At 73.3% G+C, this 24,018-nt stretch carries 20 protein-coding genes and 1 pseudogene; 10 read left to right on the forward strand and 11 right to left on the reverse strand.

The features are described 5' to 3' along the window. Positions 1–40 precede the first annotated feature (40 nt). Positions 41–772, reverse strand: a complete 732-nt coding sequence (locus ACFU5F_RS32735) for a glycoside hydrolase family 75 protein (protein ID WP_383895291.1) — start codon at positions 770–772, stop codon at positions 41–43. 425 nt (positions 773–1,197) lie between these two features. Between ACFU5F_RS32735 and ACFU5F_RS32740 the strand changes: the two genes are divergently transcribed. Continuing rightward, positions 1,198–2,208 (forward strand): fibronectin type III domain-containing protein, encoded by a 1,011-nt coding sequence (locus ACFU5F_RS32740; RefSeq protein WP_383895191.1) that lies wholly within the window; start codon positions 1,198–1,200, stop codon positions 2,206–2,208. A 183-nt stretch (positions 2,209–2,391) separates the two neighbouring features. Next, positions 2,392–2,943, forward strand: a complete 552-nt coding sequence (locus ACFU5F_RS32745) for a hypothetical protein (RefSeq protein ID WP_383895194.1) — start codon at positions 2,392–2,394, stop codon at positions 2,941–2,943. Positions 2,944–2,950: 7 nt separating this feature from the next. Here ACFU5F_RS32745 and ACFU5F_RS32750 read toward each other — a convergent pair whose 3' ends face one another. From ACFU5F_RS32750 to ACFU5F_RS32765, 4 genes are all read right to left on the reverse strand, one after another. Beyond that, a complete protein-coding gene (locus ACFU5F_RS32750; protein WP_383895196.1) occupies positions 2,951–3,532 on the reverse strand; it encodes a PadR family transcriptional regulator in 582 nt (193 codons plus the stop codon). A gap of 60 nt (positions 3,533–3,592) precedes the next feature. Continuing rightward, the gene (locus tag ACFU5F_RS32755) at positions 3,593–5,608 is read right to left on the reverse strand and encodes an FAD-dependent oxidoreductase (protein ID WP_383895199.1); all 2,016 of its coding nucleotides are present in this window, start codon (positions 5,606–5,608) and stop codon (positions 3,593–3,595) included. 133 nt (positions 5,609–5,741) lie between these two features. Further along, positions 5,742–6,518 (reverse strand): putative protein N(5)-glutamine methyltransferase, encoded by a 777-nt coding sequence (locus ACFU5F_RS32760; protein WP_383895202.1) that lies wholly within the window; start codon positions 6,516–6,518, stop codon positions 5,742–5,744. 230 nt (positions 6,519–6,748) lie between these two features. Then, on the reverse strand, positions 6,749–7,495 hold the full coding sequence (locus ACFU5F_RS32765) for a GNAT family N-acetyltransferase (protein WP_383895204.1): 747 nt from the start codon (positions 7,493–7,495) through the stop codon (positions 6,749–6,751). A gap of 182 nt (positions 7,496–7,677) precedes the next feature. Between ACFU5F_RS32765 and ACFU5F_RS32770 the strand changes: the two genes are divergently transcribed. The 5 genes from ACFU5F_RS32770 to ACFU5F_RS32790 all read left to right on the forward strand — a co-directional run bounded on the left by ACFU5F_RS32770 (position 7,678) and on the right by ACFU5F_RS32790 (position 11,527). Next, positions 7,678–8,283 (forward strand): sulfite oxidase-like oxidoreductase, encoded by a 606-nt coding sequence (locus ACFU5F_RS32770; protein WP_383895206.1) that lies wholly within the window; start codon positions 7,678–7,680, stop codon positions 8,281–8,283. Next, positions 8,276–9,070, forward strand: a complete 795-nt coding sequence (locus tag ACFU5F_RS32775; protein ID WP_383895208.1) for a ferredoxin reductase — start codon at positions 8,276–8,278, stop codon at positions 9,068–9,070. The genes ACFU5F_RS32770 and ACFU5F_RS32775 overlap by 8 nt, the downstream gene beginning before the upstream one ends. A 192-nt stretch (positions 9,071–9,262) precedes the next feature. Continuing rightward, the gene (locus ACFU5F_RS32780) at positions 9,263–9,847 is read left to right on the forward strand and encodes a hypothetical protein (RefSeq protein WP_383895210.1); all 585 of its coding nucleotides are present in this window, start codon (positions 9,263–9,265) and stop codon (positions 9,845–9,847) included. A 278-nt stretch (positions 9,848–10,125) separates the two neighbouring features. Beyond that, entirely contained in the window at positions 10,126–11,094 is a 969-nt protein-coding gene (locus ACFU5F_RS32785) for an acetylxylan esterase (protein WP_383895213.1), read from the forward strand. A gap of 13 nt (positions 11,095–11,107) precedes the next feature. Further along, entirely contained in the window at positions 11,108–11,527 is a 420-nt protein-coding gene (locus ACFU5F_RS32790; RefSeq protein WP_383895216.1) for a nuclear transport factor 2 family protein, read from the forward strand. Positions 11,528–11,657: 130 nt separating this feature from the next. Here the strand turns inward: ACFU5F_RS32790 and ACFU5F_RS32795 are convergent, their stop codons facing one another. Beyond that, a complete protein-coding gene (locus ACFU5F_RS32795; protein WP_383895218.1) occupies positions 11,658–12,404 on the reverse strand; it encodes a class I SAM-dependent methyltransferase in 747 nt (248 codons plus the stop codon). A gap of 63 nt (positions 12,405–12,467) precedes the next feature. Here ACFU5F_RS32795 and ACFU5F_RS32800 point away from each other — a divergent pair, with 63 nt between their 5' ends. Further along, on the forward strand, positions 12,468–14,054 hold the full coding sequence (locus ACFU5F_RS32800; protein WP_383895221.1) for an alpha-amylase family glycosyl hydrolase: 1,587 nt from the start codon (positions 12,468–12,470) through the stop codon (positions 14,052–14,054). Positions 14,055–14,111: 57 nt separating this feature from the next. On the opposite strand, the gene ACFU5F_RS32805 is transcribed toward ACFU5F_RS32800, so the two are convergent. Then, complete coding sequence (locus ACFU5F_RS32805) at positions 14,112–15,998, reverse strand: sulfatase (protein ID WP_383895224.1); 1,887 nt, start codon at positions 15,996–15,998, stop codon at positions 14,112–14,114. 371 nt (positions 15,999–16,369) lie between these two features. On the opposite strand from ACFU5F_RS32805, the gene rho reads away from it, so the two are divergent. Together rho and ACFU5F_RS32815 are read left to right on the forward strand one after the other, a co-directional pair. Further along, positions 16,370–17,512, forward strand: a complete 1,143-nt coding sequence (gene rho / locus ACFU5F_RS32810) for a transcription termination factor Rho (protein WP_383895227.1) — start codon at positions 16,370–16,372, stop codon at positions 17,510–17,512. Positions 17,513–17,607: 95 nt separating this feature from the next. After that, entirely contained in the window at positions 17,608–18,807 is a 1,200-nt protein-coding gene (locus ACFU5F_RS32815) for a D-alanyl-D-alanine carboxypeptidase family protein (RefSeq protein WP_383895229.1), read from the forward strand. A 275-nt stretch (positions 18,808–19,082) separates the two neighbouring features. Here ACFU5F_RS32815 and ACFU5F_RS32820 read toward each other — a convergent pair. The 4 genes and pseudogenes from ACFU5F_RS32820 to aspA form a co-directional block, all read right to left on the reverse strand. After that, positions 19,083–19,940 (reverse strand): annotated as a pseudogene (locus ACFU5F_RS32820) (glycosyltransferase family 87 protein); the annotation flags it as partial. Next, complete coding sequence (mptB, locus tag ACFU5F_RS32825) at positions 19,937–21,325, reverse strand: polyprenol phosphomannose-dependent alpha 1,6 mannosyltransferase MptB (RefSeq protein WP_383895293.1); 1,389 nt, start codon at positions 21,323–21,325, stop codon at positions 19,937–19,939. The pseudogene ACFU5F_RS32820 and the gene mptB, both read right to left, overlap by 4 nt. 130 nt (positions 21,326–21,455) lie before the next feature. Further along, entirely contained in the window at positions 21,456–22,376 is a 921-nt protein-coding gene (locus ACFU5F_RS32830; RefSeq protein ID WP_383895231.1) for a glutaminase, read from the reverse strand. Beyond that, positions 22,376–23,788, reverse strand: a complete 1,413-nt coding sequence (gene aspA / locus ACFU5F_RS32835; RefSeq protein WP_383895234.1) for an aspartate ammonia-lyase — start codon at positions 23,786–23,788, stop codon at positions 22,376–22,378. The genes ACFU5F_RS32830 and aspA overlap by 1 nt, the downstream gene beginning before the upstream one ends. Positions 23,789–24,018: the final 230 nt, after the last annotated feature.

Raw genomic sequence — 24,018 nt, forward strand, 5'->3', positions numbered from 1 at the left:
CGTCACCGCGCGGTGACGGGCCCCCACCATGTGTACCGGGTCAGCTCGCGGCCCCGCCCCGCATCGCCGCTCCTCTGCGCAGCGCCGGGCCGCCGACCCATGTCCGCGCCCGTTCCTCCCCCAGGCGCACCGCCGCGTCGTGGTCCTCGATCGGGGTCACCCTGGAGTCCTCGAAGAGGATGTAGGTGACGCCGGACGCGGTGCCGCCGGTGCGCGGGTCGGGGCGGATGCCGAGGGCCTTCGCCGTGGCGTACGAGGCCTCGCCGATGATGTTCTGGGGACCGGTGTCACCGACGACGGCGTACTGGACGCGGTCTTCGTAAATGACGGCGGCGACCGAACCGCCCCTGATGCCGTGGACCCGGTGGTCCCAGATACGGCTCGCGACGGGAACGACGACGAAGGGCAGGCTCTCGGAGCGCAGGTACCGGCCGTCGGACTGCAGGAACGACGTGGTGGGCTGGAACCACGGGTCGGTGTCGCGGTTGCAGTGCGGGCTCGGCCGGCCGTCGCAGTCGATGTCCATGTCGGCCTTCCAGAACACCGCACCGTCGAGACCGCAGACCGGGATGGCGGCGGGGGTGCCCGCGTCGCTGCTGTAGAGCCCCTCGGACACCCGGACACAGCCCCGCGCCTTGGCCAGCAGCCGGGCCGCGGTCACCTCGCCCTCCCGCTGCACGGGACGCTGCGGGTCGGCCGCCAGGGCGGGCAGGGCCACGGGGGCCAGCAGGGCGGCGCCGACCGCGGCCAGCGTCAACGAGCGGAGACGCACGATGAGGACCCTCTCCTGGGGGACATGACGGGCACTCACCCAAAGGTGGTGGGGGTCGGAGAGGACGGCCACCGGGAGGGGGCCGGACGGGCCACGGCGCGCCGCACTCGGGTGCGCGGCCGAGGGCCCGGGCCGGTTCGGCCCCGGCCGCTCGGCCGCTCTCGTCGGCGCGGGATCGGCGACGACAGCGGCCCGCGCCGTACGACGCGAACGGGCCTTGGGGTCAGGCGAGTTCATGCCGTGTCAGGTCACCAGCATACGTATCCGTCCGCCGTGCCGTGCACCGCGTCGCGGTCGTCGTGGGGACCCGGGCGGCGGTTGGACCGGTCCGCGCCCACCCCTTGATGTGAGCGCGTCAGTCGTGTCATACATGGAGTCAGGTACAGACCAATCCGTCGTGGCTCGACGACCGAGGGGGCAGGATCGTGCGACGCGTTCCCGTGCCGACACCCGCCCTGGCGCCGCTGCTCCGTAGCTCACTGCTCCGTAGCTCACTGCTCTGCGGCTCGCTGCTCCTCACGTCGGGCTGCGCGATCGACCAGGCCCCCGGTCGCCGCCCGCCGCCGGCCCCGCCCGGTGTCATCGCCGAGGCGGGCAGCGCCACCAGCGTGCACGTCATGTGGAACCGGGCTCCGGGCGACGGGCGCATCGCCGGGTACGCGGTGTACCGGGGCCGCAGCAAGGTGAAGGAGGTGCCGGGCGGCGCGCACATGGCCGACATCACCCGGCTCCGGCCCTCCACCGGTTACGTGTTCACGGTCCGGGCCCGCGACGCCGCCGGGAACCTCGGCCCGGCCAGTGCGGAGGTCCGGGCCACGACGCCCGCCGCCGGGACGGCGGACCGCCGCTCCCCGACCCGTCCGGGGCTCCTCGACGGCAGAGCGGTCGGGAGCAGGGCGGTCCAGCTGTCCTGGGGACCGTCGACCGACGACCGTGGCGTGGTGTCGTACGACATCCTCCAGGGCGGTTCGAAGATCCACAGCGTGGGCGGGCAGCAGACGGCGGCCGTGGTCACGGGCCTGCGGGCCGGCACCCGGTACTCCTTCACCGTGCGGGCGCGGGATGCGGCGGACAACGTCTCCCCCGTGAGCGGGACGGTGCGGCTCACCACAGCGCCGGGGACGGACGACGGACGGGGCACCGCGCCCACCGGGTTCCGCGCCGGCACCCGCCGGGCCGACGGGGCCTACTCCATCGAGCTGTCGTGGCGTCCGCCGCGCGTCGACGGTGTGATCACGGAGTACGAGATCCAGCTGGACGGACGTCCGGCGACCACGCTCGTCTGGGGCGGGACCCCGCCCCGGGGCCGGGCCGCGCACGGCTTCTACGCGGGCCGGGAGTCCGGCGTGTCGTACCGGGTGCGGATCCGCGCGAAACTCCCGGACGGGACCTGGGGCGGATTCTCGCCGGAACGGACGGTGACCACCGGAGGCTGAGCCGGGCCGGCCGCCACGGGGTGTGCGCCGGGTCCCCCGCTCGGCGGAACGCGTCACCTGCTCGGGGGCCGTCCGGGTGCGGACCGGGCGGGCGGCGCGTTGGCTCGCCCTGAGGCAGCACGGGTCTCCCGATCCTCGGCGGCGCAAGGGACGTGCCGCCACCGTGCCGCTGGAGGGCAGACCATGCGTACGTCTCAGCTACTCCTCCGCTTCGGCCCGGCCGCGGCCGCCGCGGTGCTGCCGATCGCCCTGGCCACTCCGTCGGCCGCCGCGGCCCCCACCGGCATCCAGGTGAGCACCACGGGATCCTCCGTCACCGTCACCACCGACGACTGCCCCGACAGCGCCAACGGCACCTTCGGCACCGCCTCGCTGCTCTCCAGCGGGCAGGCGAACTTCTCCCAGGGGCGCCAGGCGACCCTCACCGGCACGAGCACCAACCAGGCCGCCTCCTGGGCGAACGTGGGCCCGGGCACCTACACCGTGATCGCGGTGTGCAAGGACGGGACCACGGCGGGAACCCAGTCCGTCATCGTCACCGCCGCCACCCCCGCCATCTCCACCCCCGCCGTCTCCGCCCCGGCCTCGCCCGCACGGGGCGTCATGGGCGGCGTCGGCGGCGCGACCCGCGAGTACGGCACCGTCACGCTCGTCGGCGGTGGCGCGCTGGTGGCCCTGGGCACGGGCGCCGCCGTCTGGTACCTGCGCCGCCGGGCCAAGCCGCACCGCCTCTGACCGCCTGCTAGGGCCCCGCGCCGTCGCCGGCGTCACCCCCGTCACCGACGGCCCTCGGCAGGGTGTCGAACTCCTCCAGGGCGTTGGTCAGCCACTGGGTCCAGAAGGTCTGCAGGTCGATGCCCGCCCGAAGGATCAGATGCTGAAGCCGGTCCTGGGCCGTGTTCCGGCCGGGCCCGAAGTCCCGCCTCTCGATCTCCTCGTACTCCGCCAACTGCCGCTGGTGCAACGTGAGATGACGCCGCAGATCGTCCTGGAGACCGGCCGTGCCGACCACGGCCGCCGCGCGCAGCCGAACGAAGAGCGCGTCACGCCACGGCTTGGGGTCCTGGGGTGCGGCGGTCCAGCGAGCCAGTTCGTCGCGGCCCGCCGGCAGGACCTCGTAGCTCTTCCTCTGTCCTCGGGCGGGCCGTTCGGAGGGCAGGGCCCGGATGTGGCCCTCGCCCTCCAGCCGTCCCAGCTCGCGGTAGATCTGCTGGTGCGTCGCCGACCAGAAGTAGCCGATCGACCGGTCGAACCGCCGGGTCAGCTCAAGGCCCGACGACGGCTTCTCGAGCAGGGCGGTGAGGATCGCGTGCGGGAGTGACATGGGCTCATCCTAGGAAGGCCCGGGGCGCACGACCGCCCCGCGCACCTCGTGGAAGGGCGGCTACAGCGCCGCCGCCACCTCGGTCCCCTGGAGGATCGCCCGCTTGGCGTCCAGTTCGGCCGCCACGTCGGCCCCGCCGATGAGGTGCGCGGAGCGCCCGGCCGCCACCAGGTCGTCGTACAGGTCGCGGCACGGGTCCTGACCGGTGCACAGGACGACCGTGTCGACCTCCAGCACCTGGCGAACGCCGTCGACGGTGACATGCAGTCCGGCGTCGTCGATCAGGTCGTACCGGACGCCGGGGACCATGGTGACGCCCCGGTGCTTCAGCTCGGTGCGGTGGATCCACCCGGTGGTCTTGCCCAGTCCGGCGCCGACCTTGGAGGTCTTGCGCTGGAGGAGGTGCACGGAGCGGGGCGGAGCGGGCCGCTCGGGGGCGGCGAGGCCGCCGGGGGCGCGGTAGTCCATGTCGACGCCCCACTGCCGGAAGTACGCGGCCGGGTCCTCGCTCGTCTTCTCCCCGCCGTCGGTCAGGTACTCGGCGACGTCGAAGCCGATACCGCCCGCGCCGAGGATCGCCACCCGGTCACCGACGGTGACGCCGTCGCGCAGGACGTCGAGGTAGCCGACGACCTTGGGGTGGTCGACGCCGGGCAGTTCGGGGGTGCGGGGGGTGACCCCGGTGGCGACGACGACCTCGTCGTAGGCCGTGAGGTCGTCGGCGGCGACGCGGGTGTCCAGGCGTACGTCGACGCCGTGCGCGTCGAGCTGGTGGCGGAAGTAGCGCAGGGTCTCGTCGAACTCCTGCTTGCCGGGGACCTTGCGGGCGACGTTGAGCTGGCCGCCGATCTCGCTCGCGGCGTCGAACAGCGTGACGGCGTGGCCGCGTTCGGCGGCGCTCACCGCGCAGGCGAGACCGGCCGGGCCCGCCCCGACGACGGCGACCCGCTTGCGCAGCCGGGTCGGGGAGAGGACGAGTTCCGTCTCGTGGCAGGCGCGCGGGTTGACCAGGCAGGAGGTGATCTTCCCGCCGAAGGTGTGGTCGAGGCATGCCTGGTTGCAGCCGATGCAGGTGTTGATGGCCTCGGAGCGCCCCTCGCGGGCCTTGTTGACGAAGTCGGGGTCGGCGAGCATCGGGCGGGCCATGGACACCATGTCGGCGTGGCCGTCGGCGAGCAGTTCCTCGGCCAGCTCGGGGGTGTTGATGCGGTTGGTCGTGACGAGCGGCACCGAGACCGCGCCCATGAGCTTCCTGGTCACCCAGGTGTACGCGCCGCGCGGCACCGAGGTCGCGATGGTGGGGATCCGGGCCTCGTGCCAGCCGATACCGGTGTTGATGATGGTCGCCCCGGCCGCCTCGACGGCCTTCGCCAGCGTGACCACCTCCTCCCAGCTGGAGCCGCCGGGCACGAGGTCGAGCATCGACAGCCGGTAGACGACGATGAAGTCCTCACCGACCGCCTCGCGCACCCGGCGCACGATCTCCACGGGGAAGCGCATCCGGTTCTCGTAGGAGCCGCCCCAGCGGTCGTCGCGGTGGTTGGTCCCGGCGGCGATGAACTCGTTGATCAGATAACCCTCGGAGCCCATGATCTCGACGCCGTCGTACCCGGCGCGGCGGGCGAGGCGGGCCGCGTTGGCGTAGTCGTCGATCGTCTGCTCGACCTCGGCGTCCGTGAGCGCGTGCGGGACGAACGGGCTGATCGGGGCTTGGAGGGCGCTCGGGGCGACCAGGTCGCGGTGGTAGGCGTACCGCCCGAAGTGCAGGATCTGCATCGCGATCCGGCCGCCCTCGCGGTGGACGGCGTCGGTGATCAGGCGGTGCTCGTCCGCCTCGGCTTCGGTGGTGAGCTTGGCGCCTCCCTCGACCGGCCGGCCGGCGTCGTTGGGTGCGATGCCGCCGGTGACGATGAGCCCCACTCCCCCGCGGGCCCGTGCCGCGTAGAACTCCGCCATGCGCTCGAAGCCGCGTTCGGCCTCCTCCAGGCCCACGTGCATGGAGCCCATGAGGACACGGTTGGGGAGCGTGGTGAAGCCCAGGTCCAGCGGGCTCAGCAGGTGCGGGTAACGGCTCATGGGGCCCTCCGTGCGTGGCGTCGTCAGCACGGTTGTAGACGACGCCACACCGTTTATGCAACTAGTTGCACAATGATTGAGGGCAAGGCCACATGCCGGGCGCTCCTCGGGACGGCTCCTCGGGAGGCGTGCCTCAGGGCCGGGTGCCGAGCACCACGTGGGCGTGCATCTCCCGTGAGACGGCGGTGTGCGCGGTGAGGCCGGAGCGGTGGAACGCCTCCAGCGCGAGCGGCGCCTGGCGTTCGCTGGTCTCGACGAGCAGACAGCCGCCCGGCGCCAGCCATGCGGTGGCCTCGGCGGCGACCCTGCGCAGGACGTCGAGGCCGTCCGTGCCGCCGTCCAGGGCGACCAGGGGTTCATGGTCGCGGGCCTCGCTCGGCAGGAACGGGACCTCACCGGTCGGTACGTAGGGGACGTTCGCCGCGAGGATGTCGACGCGGCCCCGCAGGCGGTCGGGCAGCGCCGCGAAGAGGTCACCCTCGTGGACGTGACCGCCGTGCGGGGCGATGTTGCGGCGGGCGCAGCGCACCGCCGTCGGGTCGATGTCGGCGGCGTGGAGTGCGGCGCCGTCGAGCGCCGCGGCCAGGGCGGCGCCCACCGCGCCTGAGCCGCAGCACAGGTCGACGACGACCTTGGCACCGGGGACTGCGGCGAGGGCCCGCTCCACCAGGAACTCGGTGCGGCGGCGGGGGACGAAAACGCCGGGTTCCACGGTGACGCGCAGACCGGCGAAATCCGCCCAGCCGAGGACGAGTTCGAGGGGGAGGCCGGCGACCCGGCGGTCGACCATGGCGGCGGCCTCGTCCGCGGTACGGGCGGTGGTGAGGATCAACTCCGCCTCGTCCTCGGCGAAGACGCACCCGGCGGCGCGAAGTGCCGTGACGGCGGAGGAGATCGAGAGAAGTGGCATGACAGCCGAGAGCCTTTCGGTGGGCCGAAGGGCGCTCCCGCGGTGGCCTATCGGCCGTGCACCGCGCCGCGTTGAGGTGAGAGCACCCGACCTGACACAGCGGTAATGGGTCTCACCTCCTCGGTCCACGTGCTGACTGGCCCGGCAACCCTACCCCATGGTCGCGCCCGGCCCTCAAGGGCGCGAGCGGCTCGCCGAAGCGTCCCGCCGCACGCCCGCCTCCACCGCCGCTACACCCCCACCCGCTCCTCCCCCGCGTCCAGCGCCGGCACCCGGGCCGCCATGAAGCGGGTGGTGCGACGCAGACGGAAGCCGAGGGTCTCGTAGAGGCGGATGGCGGTCGTGTTGGTCGCGGCGGTGTGGAGGAAGGGGGTCTCACCGCGCTCGCGGATGCCGTGGGCGACGGCGAGGACGAGGCGGGTGGCGAGGCCCGCGCCGCGGAAGGCGGGGTCGGTGCAGACCGCGCTGATCTCGGTCCAGCCGGGCGGGTGCAGCCGCTCGCCGGCCATCGCGACCAGCGCGCCGACGCGGCGGACACCGAGATAGGTGCCCATCTCGACGGTGCGGGGCAGGAAGGGGCCCGGCTGGGTGCGCTCGACGAGGTCGAGCATCTCGGGCACGTCGGCAGCGCCGAGTCGTACGGCCTCGTCGTCCGGGGCCGCGGCGACCTGGTCGTCGACGAGCTGCACGCCTTCAAGATCGAAGGTCACCTCCCAGTCGGCCGGGAAGCCCCCGGTGTAGGCCGGGACCGGGACCTCGGCGCCGGGGCCGGCCAGTGCCGCGAGGTCGGCCCAGTCGTCCGCGTCCGGCTCGTCGGGGAGGGCCAGCCACGGCGACACGGCGAGGGGATAGCGCAGCACCCGGCCCCGCCGCTCGGCGAAGTGGGCGTGCGGCCCGGTGAGGGAGGCGAGGGCGGGGTTGTCCAGGACGTGCGGCACGACACCCGCACCCTCACTGCCGCTCGCGTACTCGGACATGCGCTCTCCACTCTGTTCTGATGCGACTGAACACGGCAAGGGAGATCGCCGAGCTTGTATTCCCGGGCCGCCGAAGAGTTCATACGGCCGCAACGATCGCCCTCGGGCCCCGGGGCCCGGGCACCCGCCGCGGGCACGTACGGTGGGACGACTCAGCATTCACCGTCGTCACGTGGGACCCCATGAACGTCACCCGAGGCTTCACCGGACGCCCGCGCGTCCACCATCCCGGACTGCCGCCCGGCCAGTACGACGCCGGCGACGACTGGCCCGTCCTGTCGGCCGAGGTCACCCCCGACCTCACGCCCGCCGACTGGACCTTCCGGATCGACGGTCTGGTGGCGGATCCGCGCACCTGGGGCTGGGACGAGGCGCGCGCGCTGCCCGCGTCGGCGTACGAGGGTGACATCCACTGTGTGACGAGCTGGTCGAAGTTCGGCGTGCGGTTCGGGGGCGTCTCGCTGGACGTCCTCCTGGACGCCGCCCGGCCCGACGCGTCCGCCACCCACGCGGTCGCGTACGCGCACAGCGGCTACACCACGAACCTCCCGCTCGCGGACCTCACCGACGGACGCGCCTGGATCGCGTGGGAGTACGACGGCAAGCCGCTGCCCGCCGAGCACGGCGGCCCGGCACGGCTGCTGGTGCCACACCTGTACTTCTGGAAGAGCGCCAAGTGGATCGCGGGCCTACGGCTCCTCGACCACGACGAACCCGGCTTCTGGGAGCAGAACGGCTATCACGCACGGGGCAACCCGTGGGAGGAGCAGCGGTACTCCGGTGACTGAGACAACGACGCACACGGTCGTCACCCCTGCGCCCGGGCCGGCCTTCACTCCGCCCACACGGTTCGCCGTGCCCGGCCGGATCGCCGTGAGCGACCGGGCCGCGTCGCTGTGGCAGCGGGCGACTCTCACGGAGATCCGGCACGAGACACCGGCCGTGGCCACGTTCCGGTTCGCGGTGCCCGGGTGGGCGGGGCATCTGCCGGGACAGCACCTGATGCTGCGGCTGACCGCCGCGGACGGCTACACGGCGCAGCGCCACTACTCGCTGGCGTCACCGCCGGACGGCAGCGGGCACATCGAGCTGACCCTGGACCACGTCGAGGGCGGCGAGGTCTCCGGGTGGTTCCACACCGAGGCCCGGCCCGGCGACGAGGTCGAGGTGCGGGGCCCGCTCAGCGGCTTCTTCGCCTGGCCCGGAGACCGGCCCGCGCTGCTGGTCGGCGCCGGTTCCGGTGTCGTACCGCTCATGTCGATGATCCGCCACCACCGGGCGCGCGGGCTCGACGTCCCGCTGCGGCTGCTGGTGTCCGCGCGCGGGCCCGGGGAGCTGGTCTACGCGGCGGAGTACGGCCCTGAGACGACGGCGGTGTTCACCCGCCGGGCGCCCGAGGGGGTGCCGGTGGGGCGGCTGTCGGCGGCCCATGTGGCACCGTTGCTCGCCGCGCCGCCGACGGGCGGATGGGAGGCCTACGTGTGCGGCTCCAACGCGTTCGCCGAGCACGCCTCGCGGCTCCTGGTCGCGGCCGGACAGCCCGTGGACCGCATCCGCATCGAACGGTTCGGCTGACCTTCGCGGGGGCCCCGTTCCCACGACCGGGTCCCCTCCGCACGACCGGATCTCGTACCCGCAGACCGCCGCGGCCCCATGATTTACGGCGCAAACCATGCCATCACGCCCTCTTTCGGGTACACCGGAAGTGCGGACCAGTCCAGACCGGGGTTCTCGTACACGAGGACCGAACCGGCGAGGGAGGGCGAGATGCGAGGCCAGGTGTTCGGGTGGCGTTGGCGGGCCAATCCGCTGCGCCGCCGCTCGGACGTCGTCGAGGCGTGGACCGTCCTGTGCGTCGTGCTGCTCCTCGCCCTCGCCGCCCCGGCCGCCGGGGTGGTGGTGGGCCGGTGGGCCCACGCGGACGCGCGGGCCCACGCGACGGCCGAGCGGGCCGCGCTCGACCGGGTGAGCGCCGTGATCGTCGAGAAGGCCCCGGCCTCGGTGCCCTCGGCACACGAGGACAAACAGCCCGCCTTCTGGGTGCGGGCGCGCTGGACGGAGCCCGACGGCGGCTCCCGCACCGGTGAGGCGCGGGTGCCGGCCGGCACCGAGCGCGGCGACCGCGCCGACGTCTGGCTGGACGACGCGGGCCGCAGCGTCCAGCCGCCCCCGACCGACACCGCCGTCTGGCAGCACGCGCTCGCCATGGGCACCTGCGCCACCGGCGGCGTCGTCGGCGTCGTCCTGCTCGGGCACCTGGTCGTCCGCCGGGTCGCCATCCGGCACCGGCTGGCCGAATGGGAGCGGGAGTGGGCACGGACGGGCCCCGACTGGGGCCACCGCTGGGCGTGACGTCCCGGACCCGGTACCGCGGCCTGCCACCGGGGCCCTGCACCGGGCACGACACGGGAGCGCGGACGATTCCCATCCGGCCGAGGGCCGACTTCACGTGGTTCCCGCTGCGGAACCCGGGCATCGTGTCGAGCCCGGCGGGCTTTCGGGCCCTGGCGGGCGCCGACCACAGGTGAACGCGCGGGCCGTCGCGGGCGCGAAAACAGCCCCTTGGCGGCCCGCGGCGCCCCACGTACGGTGTGATCATCCGCACCTCAGAACTCACAAGGTGGTCCTTCATGGCCCTGTTCGACCTGCCGTTGGACGAGCTTCGCGGTTATCGAAGCGCTTCGACGGAGCCCGAGGACTTCGACGCCTTCTGGACCAAGACGCTCCAGGAGGCCCGCGAGCACGACCTCGACGCCCGCTTCGAGCCGGTCGAGACCCACCTAAAGACGGTCGAGGTGTACGACGTCACCTTCTCCGGGTTCGGCGGACACCCCGTCAAGGGCTGGCTGGCCCTCCCGGCCGGCGCCGGCGAACCATTGCCCACCGTCGTGGAGTTCATCGGTTACGGCGGCGGCCGCGGCCTGCCCCACACCCATCTCCTGTGGGCCTCGGCCGGCTACGCCCACTTCGTCATGGACACCCGGGGCCAGGGCAGCGCCTGGGGCGGAGGCGGGGACACCCCCGACCCGGTGGCGGGCGCCCCCGCCTTCCCCGGCTTCATGACCCGGGGCGTCGACGCCCCCGAGAACTATTACTACCGCCGGGTCTACACCGACGCCGTACGCGCGGTCGAGGCCGCCCGCTCGCATCCGCGGACCGACGCGGCGCGCACGGCCGTCGTGGGTTCCAGCCAGGGAGGCGGCATCTCCATCGCCGTCGGCGGACTCGTTCCCGATCTGGTCGCGGTCGCGCCCGACGTGCCCTTCCTCTGCGACTTCCCGCGCTCCACGACGATCACCGACCGCGACCCGTACCGCGAGATCGGCAAGTACCTCAAGACCCACCGCGGCCGTACCGAGCAGGTCGGGCGCACCCTCGCCTACTTCGACGGCGTGCACTTCGCCGCGCGCGGCCGGGCCGCCGCCCTGTTCTCGGCGGCGCTGGAGGACCAGACCTGCCCGCCGTCCACGGTCTTCGCGGCCTTCAACGCCTGGGCCGAGGCGAACAAGCGCATCGAGGTCTACGACTTCAACGACCACGAGGGCGGCGGCCCCTACCAGGAGGCGGTCAAGCTGCGCTGGCTGGCCGCGCAGCTCTGAGGGGGCCGGGACGATGGACACGGCGCAGGCCGCCCGGCGGTTCGTCAGTGTGTGGCAGCGGGCGTGGGCCGCGCATGACGTCGAGGCGATCCTGGAGTTGTACGCGACGGACTGCGTCCACCGGTCGATGCCCTTCCGGGAGCCGCACCGGGGCCGTGACGAACTCGCCGGGTATCTGCGCTGGTCCTTCACCGGCGAGCGGGTGGACGACGTGCGCTTCTCGGACCCGGTGATCGGACAGGACGGGGTGGCCGTCGCCGAGTTCCGGGTGCTGTCGGAGGTCGGCCGGGAGCCGCAGACGCTCGCGGGCTGCGTCTTCGTACGGTTCGACGCGACCGGCCTCGCCGTGGAGACCAGGGACTACTGGCACGTCGTCCCGGCCCGCGCGGAGCCCACCCCGCCCGTGTTCCTGTCCCGGGACCGGGACCGGTAGGAGTGGTTCCGTCGCACCACTCCTACCGGCCCTGTCCGACCAGTCGGGAATGTTCGGGGAGGCCGGGCGGCCCCCGTCCCGGCGAACGGCGGCGCTTCGTCCGGGCGCTGCCGCACGGGACCCCGGCCGCTCACCCCGTGCGGGTGGCCACCACCATCCGGCAGCGCGGGCTGCCGTCGGTCCGCCGACCGAACTCGGGCAGCGCGTACGACTCCACCTCGAAGCCCGCGCGTTCCAGCTCGTCCCGCACCACGCCGAGCCGGAACGGCCGGTAGTACATGACGAACGGCGGTCGCCAGAGGGCGTTGCGCACCCGCATCGCCGCGTCGAAGCCCAGCGCCGCCCAGTACCAGGGGGAGCTGGGCGGGGCGGGCGCGGGCAGCGGGAACGCGAAGCGTCCGCCGGGCCGCAGTACGGAGCGCACCTCGCTGAACAGCCTCGGCAGCTGCTCCGGCAGGAAGTGCCCGAACGCGCCGAAGCTGACGGCCACGTCGAAGACGGGGGCGAAGGGCAGCGCCAGGGCGTCCCCGCGCACCCACGACACACGCGGAGCGCCGGAACCGGGGCCGTTGCCGGGACCGCCCAGCCGCCGCCTGCCCACCGCCAGCATCCCCGCGCTGATGTCGACGCCGGTGACACCCTCCCGGCACACCTCGCGCAGCACCTCCATACCGGCGCCGGTACCGCAGCAGAGGTCCAGGCCGTGCACGAAGGGCCCCAGCGACGACAGGGCCGCCTCGACCGCCTCCAGGATCGGGCCCGGGGTACGGAACGGGGTTTCGTCGAACTTGGGGGCGAGCAGGTCGTAGCCGTGTTCTACGGAGGAGAGGGCCTGGACGGCGAGTTCGCGGAGGCTGGGGCCTTGCGGGGTGAACATCACGTCAGCTTAGGCCCTGACTCGGGGCAGCGGTCGGCGCACGCCGTCGCCTAGGGTCTGGCCATGACCTCGTTCCGTCCCGCCCCGACCTGGCTGGCCGACGCCGTCTTCTACCAGATCTATCCGCAGTCCTTCGCCGACTCCGACGGGGACGGCATCGGGGACTTCGCCGGAATCGCCGAACACCTCGACCATCTCTCCTGGCTGGGCGTCGACACCGTCTGGCTGAACCCCTGCTTCGTCTCGCCGTTCCGCGACGCCGGATACGACGTCGCGGACTATCTGAACGTCGCCCCGCGCTACGGCACGAACGACGACCTGGCGAGGCTCGTCGACGAGGCGGCCCCCCGCGGCATCCGGATCCTGCTGGACCTGGTCGCCGGGCACACCTCCGTCGACCACCCGTGGTTCCGGGCGTCCGCGAACGACCCGGACGACCACCGCTACATCTGGGCGCCGCACGGCCGTCCCGAAGGTTTCGTGGCCTCCCCCGGCAGCCGCCCCGGCGCGTATCTCCCGAACTTCTTCGACTCCCAGCCCGCCCTCAACTTCGGTTACGCGCGCGGGAATCCGGCCGAGCCCTGGCGGCTGCCGGTCGACGCCGACGGCCCGCGCGCCAACCGCCACGCCCTCCGCACGATCATGGACCACTGGCTGAGCCTCGGTGTGGCCGGCTTCCGCGTCGACATGGCCGCCTCGCTCGTCAAGGACGACCCGGACAGGGTCGAGACCTCTCGCCTCTGGACGGAGCTGCGGCACTGGCTGGACGCCGCCCACCCGGACGCCGTGCTGCTCGCCGAGTGGGGCGAGCCGGAGGTGTCGGTCCCGGCCGGGTTCCACGCCGACTTCTTCCTGCACTTCGGCGGCGCCACCGACGGCCTCGCCCTGCGCTCACTGTGGAACAACGGCGAGGGCACGGTCCACGAGCAGTGGGACCCGCTCGACTGTTTCTTCGACGCGAGCGGCCACGGCTCGCCGCGCCCCTTCGTCGAGGCCTGGCGGCAGGCGTCCGCGGCGGTCGGCGGCGCTGGCTCGATCGCGCTGCCCACCGCCAACCACGACTTCTCCCGCCTCAACTGCGGCCCCCGCACGGCCGGCCAGCTCCCCGCCGCCTTCGTCTTCCAGATGACCTGGCCGACGCTTCCGGCGATCTACTACGGCGACGAGATCGGCATGCGGTACGTCCCGGGCCTGCCCGACACGGAGGGCAGCGTCCTCGGCCCCCGCTACAACCGCGCGGGCTCCCGCACGCCCATGCAGTGGGACGGGACCCCGAACGCGGGGTTCTCCAGCGCCCCCGCCGACCGCCTCTACCTCCCTGTCGACCCCTCCCCCGACCGCCCTGACGTGGCAGCCCAGCGCGCCGACGACACCTCGCTCCTGCATCTCGTACGCCGTCTGATCGCCCTGCGCAGGCGCACACCCGAGCTGGGCGCCGGCGGTTCGGTGGAGGTCCTGCACGCGGGGTACCCGTTCGTGTACGTGCGGGGCGGACGCTACCTGGTGGTCGTCAACCCGCAGCGGCACACGGCGAGTTGCCCGTACGAGCCCGCCGTCCCCGGGACGCTGGAAGCACGGGGTGTGGTGGTCTCGGACGGTACGATCACCGCCCAGGGCTTCGGGTACGGCGTCTTCGAGCTTCGCGGGTGACCGCCGGAGCGGCTGCCCGGTCCCCGTTCCGGGCAGCCGCCCACGCGGTGCGGAGGGCTACGGCGCGGGCGTACCGGCCGCCTTCGGCTCCTCGCCGTACGCGGTGAGGAAGCGGTCACGGAAGGAATCCATGCGCCAGACCGGGGCGTCGGCGCCGGGCCTGAGCCCGTCGGACCAGCCCCAGTCGTCGATCCGGTCGAGCACCTTCGGGTCATGGGCGACGATGGTGACCGGTACGTCGTGGCTCGCGCCGTCGCCGCTGACCCTCGCCATGGGCTGGTGGTCGCCCAGGAAGACCAGCACCGAGTTCTTGTCGCCGTACCTCTCCAGGTACTGCAGGAGGCTGTGCAGCGAGTACTGGACGGACTTGCCGTACTCCTCCTTCACCTCGACGGGGTCGGTGAACACGTCCGCCGGGTCCTTGCCCGCTTTCTCGACGGCCCTGTAGACCGAGCCGTCGCCGACCTCGTCCCAGCCGACCATCTTCGGCAGCGGTGCCCACGGCTGGTGGCTGGAGGTCAGGATGATCTCCGCCATCAGCGGCTTGTCACGCTTCTTGGCGGCCTCCAGGCGTTCGAACGCGGTGAGCGCGTACTGGTCGGGCATGGTCGACCAGCTGAACTTCGGTCCCCGGTAACCGACATCTCGGGAGTCGTAGACCTTGTCGAAGCCGTAGAAGTGGCCTTCGGGCCAGTTGTACCGGACGCCGGGCACGACCCCGACCGTGCGCCAGGCGTCGGTCTTGGCGAAGGCGCCGGGCAGGGTGAGGCGGTCGCCGGCGGTGACCGTGCGGTAGCGGCTCTGGTTGTCGATCCACAGGCCGGTGAGGAACGTGGAGTGCCCGAGCCAACTGCTGCCGCCGTACGTCGCGGAGGTCAGCCAGCCGCTCCTCGCCGCGAACCCGGCCTCGGCCAGCGCCTTGCCCTCCTCGTCGAGGGCCCCCTTCACGCCGGGTGCGACGGCGGGGTCCTGCAGGGCGGCGCGCCCGTAGCTCTCGATGAAGGCGATCGTGACGTCCTTGCCGCGCAGCCCGGTCAGCAGCCGGTCGGCGGGCACATCGGCGAACCGGTCCTTCTTGACCTCCTCGGCGAACGCGGCCTCGTCCCGCAGCGTCTCCTGGACCCGGCCCCAGCGGTCCTGCACGAAACCGATGGTGCTCCTGGAGGCGACCGCGGTGTCGTCGAGGGGCGTCAGGCCGAGCGCCGCACAGGTGATCCACACCGTGCCGGCGACGACGACGCCCTTCGTCGCCCGTTCCCGGTCGCGCACCAGCAGGTTCGTGAGCCGCACCACGGCCAGCGCCATGACGGCGAACAGCAGCAGCACCAGCGCCACCAGGCCGGACACGGCCGCCCGCGCGCCCGCTCCGCCGAGGGTGTCCCGCACATAGGACTCGGCGTCGTCGAGCAGGCCCCAGTCGAGGACCACGTTGAAACCGCGGCCGAGGAACTGGTTGAAGCCGATGTCCAGCGCCTTCACGACCACCAGGACGGCCAGGCCGAGCCCGATGACGACCGCCCCCGCAAGCCGTGGCCGGCGCGGCAGCACCAGCAGCAGGGCGGCGGCGAGGATCGGTTCCACGGGGATCCGCAGGAACTGCCGGGCCTCGAAGTACTCGGCCTTGCCCGGCATGAACAGCGCGAAGAACACCAGGGCGGCGGCCAGCGCGGTGACACCCCACGACCACGCGCGTGCGGCGCGCGGGTGCTTCTCCCGGAACGCCGCGCGGTACCGCCGCCATCGGCGCGACGGCCGGCCGGGCGCCGCCGGAGCGCCGGCGACGGAGGCGTCCGAGGCCGACGTGTCGGCCGCCGGGCCGGCGGTCGGAGCGGCCGACGGTTCTGCCGTCGACGGCGCACTCGTCCCGTCCGTCCCGCCCATGCCGGGGGCGCCGTCCGTGTCGTCCGTGTCGGGTGAGGGGCTGGAGCGCGTGAACAGTGACACGCGACGTTCCTTCCGTGCGAGGACCGCTGGCGGTGCGCCCCTCTGTACGAGGTCCACACGAGATCGGTTCACCGGCCACGGGTAAGCCATCGGTAAGGAACTTCCCCCCAACCGGCCGGCGATGGTGGTACGGTTATGGCGGCCCGTGTGTATCGCCCCCTCCGGGGCGCCGGTGCCACTCTCTCTCGGATCCCGAGATCCCTTCACTGAACCGCCCGTCGTCTCCGACCGGCCGTCAGTCTCCTCGCACCACCCGCGTCGCACGGTTTCCGCTGCTCATGCGCGGCCGTGCACGGCTCGGCCGTACCCCGGGTGTGTGCCTCTCCCCCTTCCCTCACACGTTTCCACCCGTCCTCGAAAGGACCTCACTCATGACCAGCACCACACTCGAACGCGCTTCCACCGATCGACAGCCTCCCGCCCGGGTCACCGGCGTCCTGGAGACCGCGCAGGGCGGGCAGGGACACCTGCGCGTCGACGGCTGCCTGCCCTCCCCCGCCGACCCCCAGGTCCCCGCCGCGCTGATCCGCAGGTACGGGTTGCGCAAGGGCGACACCGTCGAAGGCGTACGCGACGGCGGGCGCGCCCTCACCGGGGTCGAACGGATCAACGGCCGTACGCCTCAGGAACTGGGCCGGCGCCCGCACTTCCACGACCTCACCCCGCTGCACCCGCGCGAGCGGCTGCGGCTCGAACACCCGGCCAGCGGCCTGACGGGCCGTCTGGTCGACCTCCTGGCCCCCGTCGGCAAAGGGCAGCGGGGACTGATCGTCGCCCCGCCCAAGACAGGCAAGACGGTGCTGCTCCAGCAGGTGGCCGCCGCCATCGCCGCCAACCACCCGCAGGCCCGCCTGATGGTGGTGCTCCTCGACGAACGGCCCGAGGAGGTGACCGACATGCGGCGCTCCGTGCGGGGCGAGGTGTACGCGTCCACGTTCGACCGGTCCCCCAAGCAGCACATCGCGCTCGCCGAACTCGTCGTGGAGCGCGCCAAGCGGCTCGTCGAACAGGGCGAGGACGTCGTGATCCTGCTGGACTCCCTGACCAGGTTGTGCCGGGCCCACAACAACGCTGCCGCCGCCGGTGGCCGCACGCTCAGCGGCGGTGTCGACGCCGCCGCCCTGCACGGCCCCAAGCGGCTGTTCGGCGCCGCCCGGCTGACCGAGGAAGCCGGTTCCCTCACCATCCTCGCCACCGCCCTGGTGGAGACCGGGTCCCGGGCCGACGACTTCTTCTTCGAGGAGCTCAAGAGCACCGGCAACATGGAACTGCGCCTCGACCGCGCCCTGGCGGACCGGCGGGTCTTCCCCGCCGTCGACATCACCCCGTCCGGCACCCGCCGTGAGGAACTCCTGCTGGCACCGGCCGAGTCGACGGCCGTACGAGGGCTGCGGCGGGCCCTGCGATCGCGCGAGGGACAGGCGAACCTCGAAACCCTCCTGGAGCGGCTGCGCGCCACCCCCGACAACGCGGCCTTCCTGCGGCAGGTGCAGCCCACGCTGCCGGCCTCCTGACTTCCGGCGGCACGACATGAGGCATCCGGGTGCTCGATCCGGGCGCTCGGCCCTGGCATCCCGGACCGGGACCCGCCTCTTCCTACGTTTGCGATATGACCATCGGATTCCCATCCCGCGTCCCCCGAGTCGCCCGCCGGGTCGCCCGCCTCGTCGTCTGCTGCTCCGCCGTCTGCGCGCTCGGGACCCTGGCCGCCGTGACGAACCCGGAAGGGGCCGGGCACCCGGCCGGGACGGGCCGGCAGGACGCCAAGGCCACGCAGGAGCCGTCGCCGCTGTTCCGGCAGGGGACCCAGGTGCGACCGCGGGCCGGAGCACCCCGGACCCCGCAGGACATCTCCGCGCGGTCGTGGCTCGTGGCGGACGCCGGCAGCGGCGAGGTGCTGGCCGCGCACGACGCGCACCGCAGACTGCCGCCGGCGAGCACACTGAAGACCCTGTTCGCCCTGACCGTGCTGCCGGGGCTGCCGGCGGGACTGCGACACACCGTCAAGAGCGAGGAGCTCGCGGGCATCGGCGCCGGCAGCAGCCTGGTCGGCATCAAGGAGAACAGCACGTACACCGTCGCCGACCTGTGGCGCGGGGTCTTCCTCAGTTCGGGCAACGACGCCGTACGCGTGCTCGCCTCCCTCAACGGCGGCTGGAAAGTCACCGCCGAGCAGATGCAGGCGAAGGCCCGCGCCCTGGGCGCGCGGGACACCCGTGTCGTCTCGCCCGACGGCTACGACGCGCCCGGCCAGGTGTCCTCCGCGTTCGACCTGGCGGTGTTCGGGCGGGCCGGGCTGCGCAACGCGGAGTTCGCCGGGTACTGCGCCACGGCCACCGCGAAGTTCCCGGCGGGCGGCTGGTCGTACGGCATCCAGAACACCAACCGGCTGCTCACCGGCGCCGGGGTCGAGCGCTATCCCGGGTTGGTCGGCGTCAAGAACGGCTACACGACCAACGCGGGCAACACCCTGATCGCCGCCGCGAAGCGGGGCGGCCGCACCCTCGTCGTGACGGTGATGCGGCCGGAGTCGGGCGGCGGCCACGCCGTGTACGAGGAGGCGCGCTCCCTTCTCGACTGGGGGTTCCGGGCCGCCGGTCACGTCGACGCCGTCGGGTCGCTGCTGCCGCCCCGCCCGGCGGCGGCTCCTCAGGCCGGCCCCGGGGGATCGCCCGTCCGCCCGGAGAAGGAGGCGGCCACCTCGCCCGGCCTGCCGCTGGTGGGCGCGGTCGCCGGTGCGGCCGGCTGCGGCGCGGCGGCCGTGGCACTGGCGCTGCGGCTCATGCGCCGCCGGCCCACCCACGGCTGACCGGCCGGCAGCCACAGCAGGAGTCCGAGCGTGATCCACACATAGGCGTTGCCGCCGACGAGGCCGCCGGGGCCTGAGGCGTCGTCGACCCAGAGCCACACGACGCTGCTGCACAGCACGGTGTAGAGCGCCACCGTGAGCGGCAGCATCCGGCGCTGTCGCAGCAGGACGGCGAAGGACGGCAGCAGCCAGACCAGATGGTGCACCCAGGTGACCGGGCTGACCAGACACGCGGTCAGCCCGGTCAGGGCGAACGCGGCCGTCCAGTCCTCGGCGCGCACCGCCGCACGGGCCCGCCACGCCCACACGCACAGCACCACCAGCACGAGGAGCGCCCAGACGGCCCTGCTCGGTTCGTGCGGGGCCGCGAGCCGGGCCAGGACCCCCTGCAGCGACTGGTTGGAGACGTAGTCCAGGCGGCCGATACGGCCGGTGTCCCACACGGCCTCGGTCCAGTAGAAGCGCGAGGCGGCCGGGGCGATCCAGGCCGCCGCCGCGGTGGCGGCCGCGGCGACGGCGGTCGCGAGCCCGGCGGCCCGCCACCGCCGGGCGAGCAGCAGCAGAACGATGAAGATCGCGGGTGTCAGTTTGACCGCCGCCGCGAGACCGATGCCGACACCCGCCCGGCGGTCCCGGCCGGTGGCCAGCAGCCGGGCGTCGGCGAGCACCAGGGCGAGCAGCAGGAGGTTCACCTGGCCGAAGCTGAAGGTGTCGCGCAGCGGTTCGAACAGAGCGAGCGCGCAGAGGACGTGCGAGGCGCCGAACCAGCCGAAGCGGCGCGGCGGCGGGCCGGCCAGCACGTACAGGACGGCCGCGAGCGCCGTCAGGTTCAGTGCCAGGCACAGCGCGATCGCGGTGGGCAGGCCGGTCAGCGCCATCGGCAGCATGGCGACGGCCGCGAACGGCGGATAGGTGAATCCGTACGTCGTGCCCGGCACCACATAGTCGTAGAGACGGCCGTCGTGGTGGACCCACGAGTCGATCGCGCCGTGGTAGACGCGCAGGTCGAACCAGTCCCGCAGCAGCGGGACGGTCGCGGTGAACACGGTGACGGCGGCGGCCAGGGCGAGGACCAGGAGGACACGGGCGCGGTCGGCGCACGGCCCGCGGCGCCCCGGTGGCGGCCCGCTCATGCCCTACTCCCGAGGACCTGCGCGCGGGAGCCCAGTTCGGCCTGCCACAGCACCACCACCGCGAGCACCGCCCCGCACCCCGCCAGCACGATCTGCTCGGTGTCCGCCGGGTAGCCGCTCGGCAGGACGACGAGCGCCAGCACCCCGCTGACGGCCACGGCCCGGCGCTGCACGGAGGTGTCCCGGGCGGCCGCGGCGATGAGGAACAGCCCCCACAGGGCGTACCAGGGGCGGATCGCGGGGCCGAGCGCGGCCACGGCGGCCAGGCTGAGGCCGGTCGCGTACACCGGGCCGGGTCTCAGCCGGAGCCAGACGAACAGCACGACGGCGAGGGTCAGCAGGAGCCCGGCCGCGCGCCAGGCCGGGAGGGCGAGGGGGGCCAGGTCGCTGCCGAGGTCGTGGAGCAGGGTGCCGGTCGCGCGGCCGAGGACGCTGGCGGGTGACCAGTTCCCCGGGGACACCGGGGTGCGCAGGGCGGCGATCCAGCCGTATCCCGTGCCGGTCAGGGCGGTGACGGCCACCGTGGTGGCCGTCGCGACGGCCAGGGTCGCGGCGGTCGTGCGCACCCGTCCGGTTCGGCCCCGCGCCACGACCACCGCCACCAGGCCGAGCACGGCGGGGGCCTTGACCAGCGCGGCGAGGGTGACGAGGACGACGCCGAGGAGGTACGGCCGGCCTCGCGCCCACACCAGCCCGATGCCCAGCAGTCCCAGCATCAGCGCGTCGTTGTGGGCCCCCGCCACCAGGTGCAGCAGCACCAGCGGATTGAGCGCGCCCAGCCAGAGGGCGACGGCCGGGTCGGCTCCGCCGTACCGGGCCAGGCGGGGCAGCGCCACGGCCATCAGGGCCACCCCGAGCAGCGCGATCAGCCGCATGCCGATCAGCCCGGCCGGGACCCGCCCCTCGGTGAGGCCGGACAGCCCGGAGGCGACGGCGAGGAAGACCGGGCCGTACGGGGCCGCGGTGTGCCGCCACATCGGGGCCACCTCGTCGGCGAGCGGCCCGCCGAGCCGGGCGGGGCCGTGCAGAGAGACGTCGATGTGCGCGTCGACCATGGCGCCCTGGGCGAGATAGCTGTAGACGTCCCGGCTGAACAGCGGCGGCGCGAGCAGCAGGGGCGCCGCCCAGACGGCCAGGACGAGGAGGAGGGCCCGGGGCGCCGGCGGCTCGGGGCCGCGGATCACCTTCCCCAGCAGCGCCCAGGCAGCGGTCAGCAGGACGACCCCGAAGTAGACGGCGACCAGACCCAGCGCGCCGCGCCCGGAGGTGGGCGTGAGCAGGTCACGCACCGGCAGGGCGCCGGCGGTCTCGCCTCCGAGGGCCAGGAAGGCGGTTCCGGCGAGGCCGATGGCCCGGCAGCGGCGGAGGTCGACGGGGAAGGCGATGGCCGGCACCCGGTCAGCGTGGCGAGGCAGGGTGGCGCGCGGGCGACAGGGCGCCTTCCTGCCGGGTACCGGGACGTGACCAGGTGCGGTCACCGCCGTCCCGGCGGGGACGGCGGTGACCGGCCGGGGATCAGAAGACGGACAGTCCCGTCAGGGTCGTGAACCGGTCCAGCGCTGCCACGCCCGCCACCGAGTTGCCCCGCTCGTCCAGTCCCGGACTCCACACGCACAGTCCGCAACGGCCCGGTACGACGGCGATGATGCCGCCGCCCACGCCGCTCTTGCCGGGCAGACCGACGCGGTAGGCGAACTCGCCCGCCGCGTCGTAGGTCCCGCAGGTGAGCATGACCGCGTTGACCTGTTTGGCCTGGCTTCGCGTGAGCAGCCGGGTGCCGTCGGCGCGGACTCCGTGGCGGGCCAGGAAGGTGGTCGCGAGGGCCAGGTCGGCGCAGGAGGCGGTGAGGGAGCACTGCCGGAAGTACTGGTCGAGGAGGACCGGTACGGGGTTGTCGATGTTGCCGTACGAGGCCATGAAGTGGGCGAGGGCCGCGTTGCGGTCCCCGTGGGCCGTTTCGGAGGCGGCGATCTCCGCGTCGAAGCCGAGGTCCGGGTTGCCGCTCTCCGACCGCAGGAAGGAGAGCAGTTCACCGGCCGCGTCGCCGGTACGGGTGTGCAGGCGGTCGGTGACGACGAGGGCACCCGCGTTGATGAACGGGTTGCGCGGGATGCCGCTCTCGTACTCCAGCTGGACCAGGGAGTTGAAGGGGTTGCCGGAGGGCTCGCGGCCCACGTGCTCCCAGAGGGCGTCACCCTCGCGGGCCAGGTCGAGGGCGAGGGTGAAGACCTTGGTGATGGACTGCGTGGAGAACGGCTCGCGCCAGTCCCCCACGCCGTACACCGTGCCGTCCGGCTCGGCGACGGCCATGCCGAAGCGGCGCGGGTCGACCGCCGCGAGCGCGGGGATGTAGTCGGCCGGCCGGCCCCGGCCCGGAGTCCTCTCGACCTCCTCGGCGATGCGTTCCAGGACCGCCTGGTAGGTGGGCGATCCCATCAGCCGAGGGGCCCGCCGCTGCCCGCGAGCACCTCGGGCCGCAGCAGCTCCCGGAGCCGTTCGGCGGGCAGCAGCCCCTTCTCCTGGACGAGTTCGGCCACGCCCCGGCCGGTGGCGAGGGCCTCCTTGGCGATGTCGGTGGCCGCCGAGTAGCCGATGTAGGGGTTGAGGGCGGTCACCAGGCCGATGGAGTTCTCCACGCTGGCCCGCAGCGCCTCGGTGTTGGCGGTGATGCCGTCCACGCACCGCTCGGCCAGGGTCAGGCAGGCGGCCCGCAGATGGGTGAGGGACTCCGACAGGGAATGCAGGATGATCGGTTCGAAGGCGTTGAGCTGGAGCTGTCCGGCCTCGGCGGCCAGGGTGATGGTGACGTCGTTGCCGATCACCTCGAAGGCGACCTGGTTGACGACCTCGGGGATCACCGGGTTGACCTTGCCGGGCATGATCGACGAACCGGCCTGCACCGGCGGCAGGTTGATCTCGTTCAGGCCCGCGCGCGGCCCCGAGGAGAGCAGCCGCAGGTCGTTGCAGGTCTTCGACAGCTTCACGGCGACCCGCTTGAGCACACCCGACATCTGCACGAACGCGCCGCAGTCCTGGGTGGCCTCCACCAGGTTGGCGGCCGTCACCAGCGGCAGCCCGGTGATCGCCGCGAGGTGGCGGCGGGCCGACTCGGCGTATCCGGCGGGGGCGTTGAGGCCCGTGCCGATGGCGGTGGCGCCGAGGTTGATCTCGTGGACCAGTTCCACGGCCTCCGCGAGACGGCTGCGGTCCTCGTCCAGCATCACCGCGTACGCGGAGAACTCCTGGCCCAGCGTCATGGGCACCGCGTCCTGGAGCTGGGTGCGTCCCATCTTCAGCACGTCACGGAACTCGACCGCCTTGCGGGCGAAGGAGTCCTGGAGCACCGCCATCGCCCTGAGCAGCTCGTGCACGGCGTAGACGGTCGCGACCTTCACGGCGGTGGGGTAGACGTCGTTGGTGGACTGGCCGAGGTTGACGTCCTCGTTGGGGTGCAGATGCCGGTACTCGCCCTTCGCGTGGCCCAGGAGCTCCAGCGCCCGGTTGGCGATCACCTCGTTGGCGTTCATGTTGGTGGAGGTGCCCGCGCCGCCCTGGATCACGTCCACGACGAACTGGTCGTGCAGCTTGCCGTCACGGATCTCCCGGCAGGCCTCGACGATCGCGGCGGTCTTGTCGGGGGCGAGCAGGCCGAGTTCCTCGTTGGCGCGGGCGGCGGCCTCCTTCACGGCGGCCAGGGCGTCGATCAGGTGCGGATAGGCGGAGATCGGGGTGCCGGTGACGGGGAAGTTCTCCGTGGCGCGCAGGGTGTGCACGCCCCAGTACGCGTCGCCGGGGACGTCACGGTCTCCGAGGAGGTCGTGTTCGCTGCGGGTGGCTGCGGCGGTCATGGCGGGGTGGGCCTTTCCTTGGTGCTGTGCGGGTGGGTGGTGGTTGATGGGGGGCCATGGTGGGGTGCGGGTGCGTGGGGGCTGGTCGCGCGGTTCCCCGCGCCCCTGAAAAGCCGGGGCTGCGCCCACCGCTTTTCAGGCCCGACGCCGGCCGCCTTTCAGGGCCACGCCGGCCGGCCTGGTCTTTCAGGCCCGCAGGGCCTGGGCTTTCAGGGGCGCGGGGAACTGCG

It is taken from the genome of Streptomyces sp. NPDC057438, assembly GCF_042802995.1.
GTDB lineage: Bacteria > Actinomycetota > Actinomycetes > Streptomycetales > Streptomycetaceae > Streptomyces.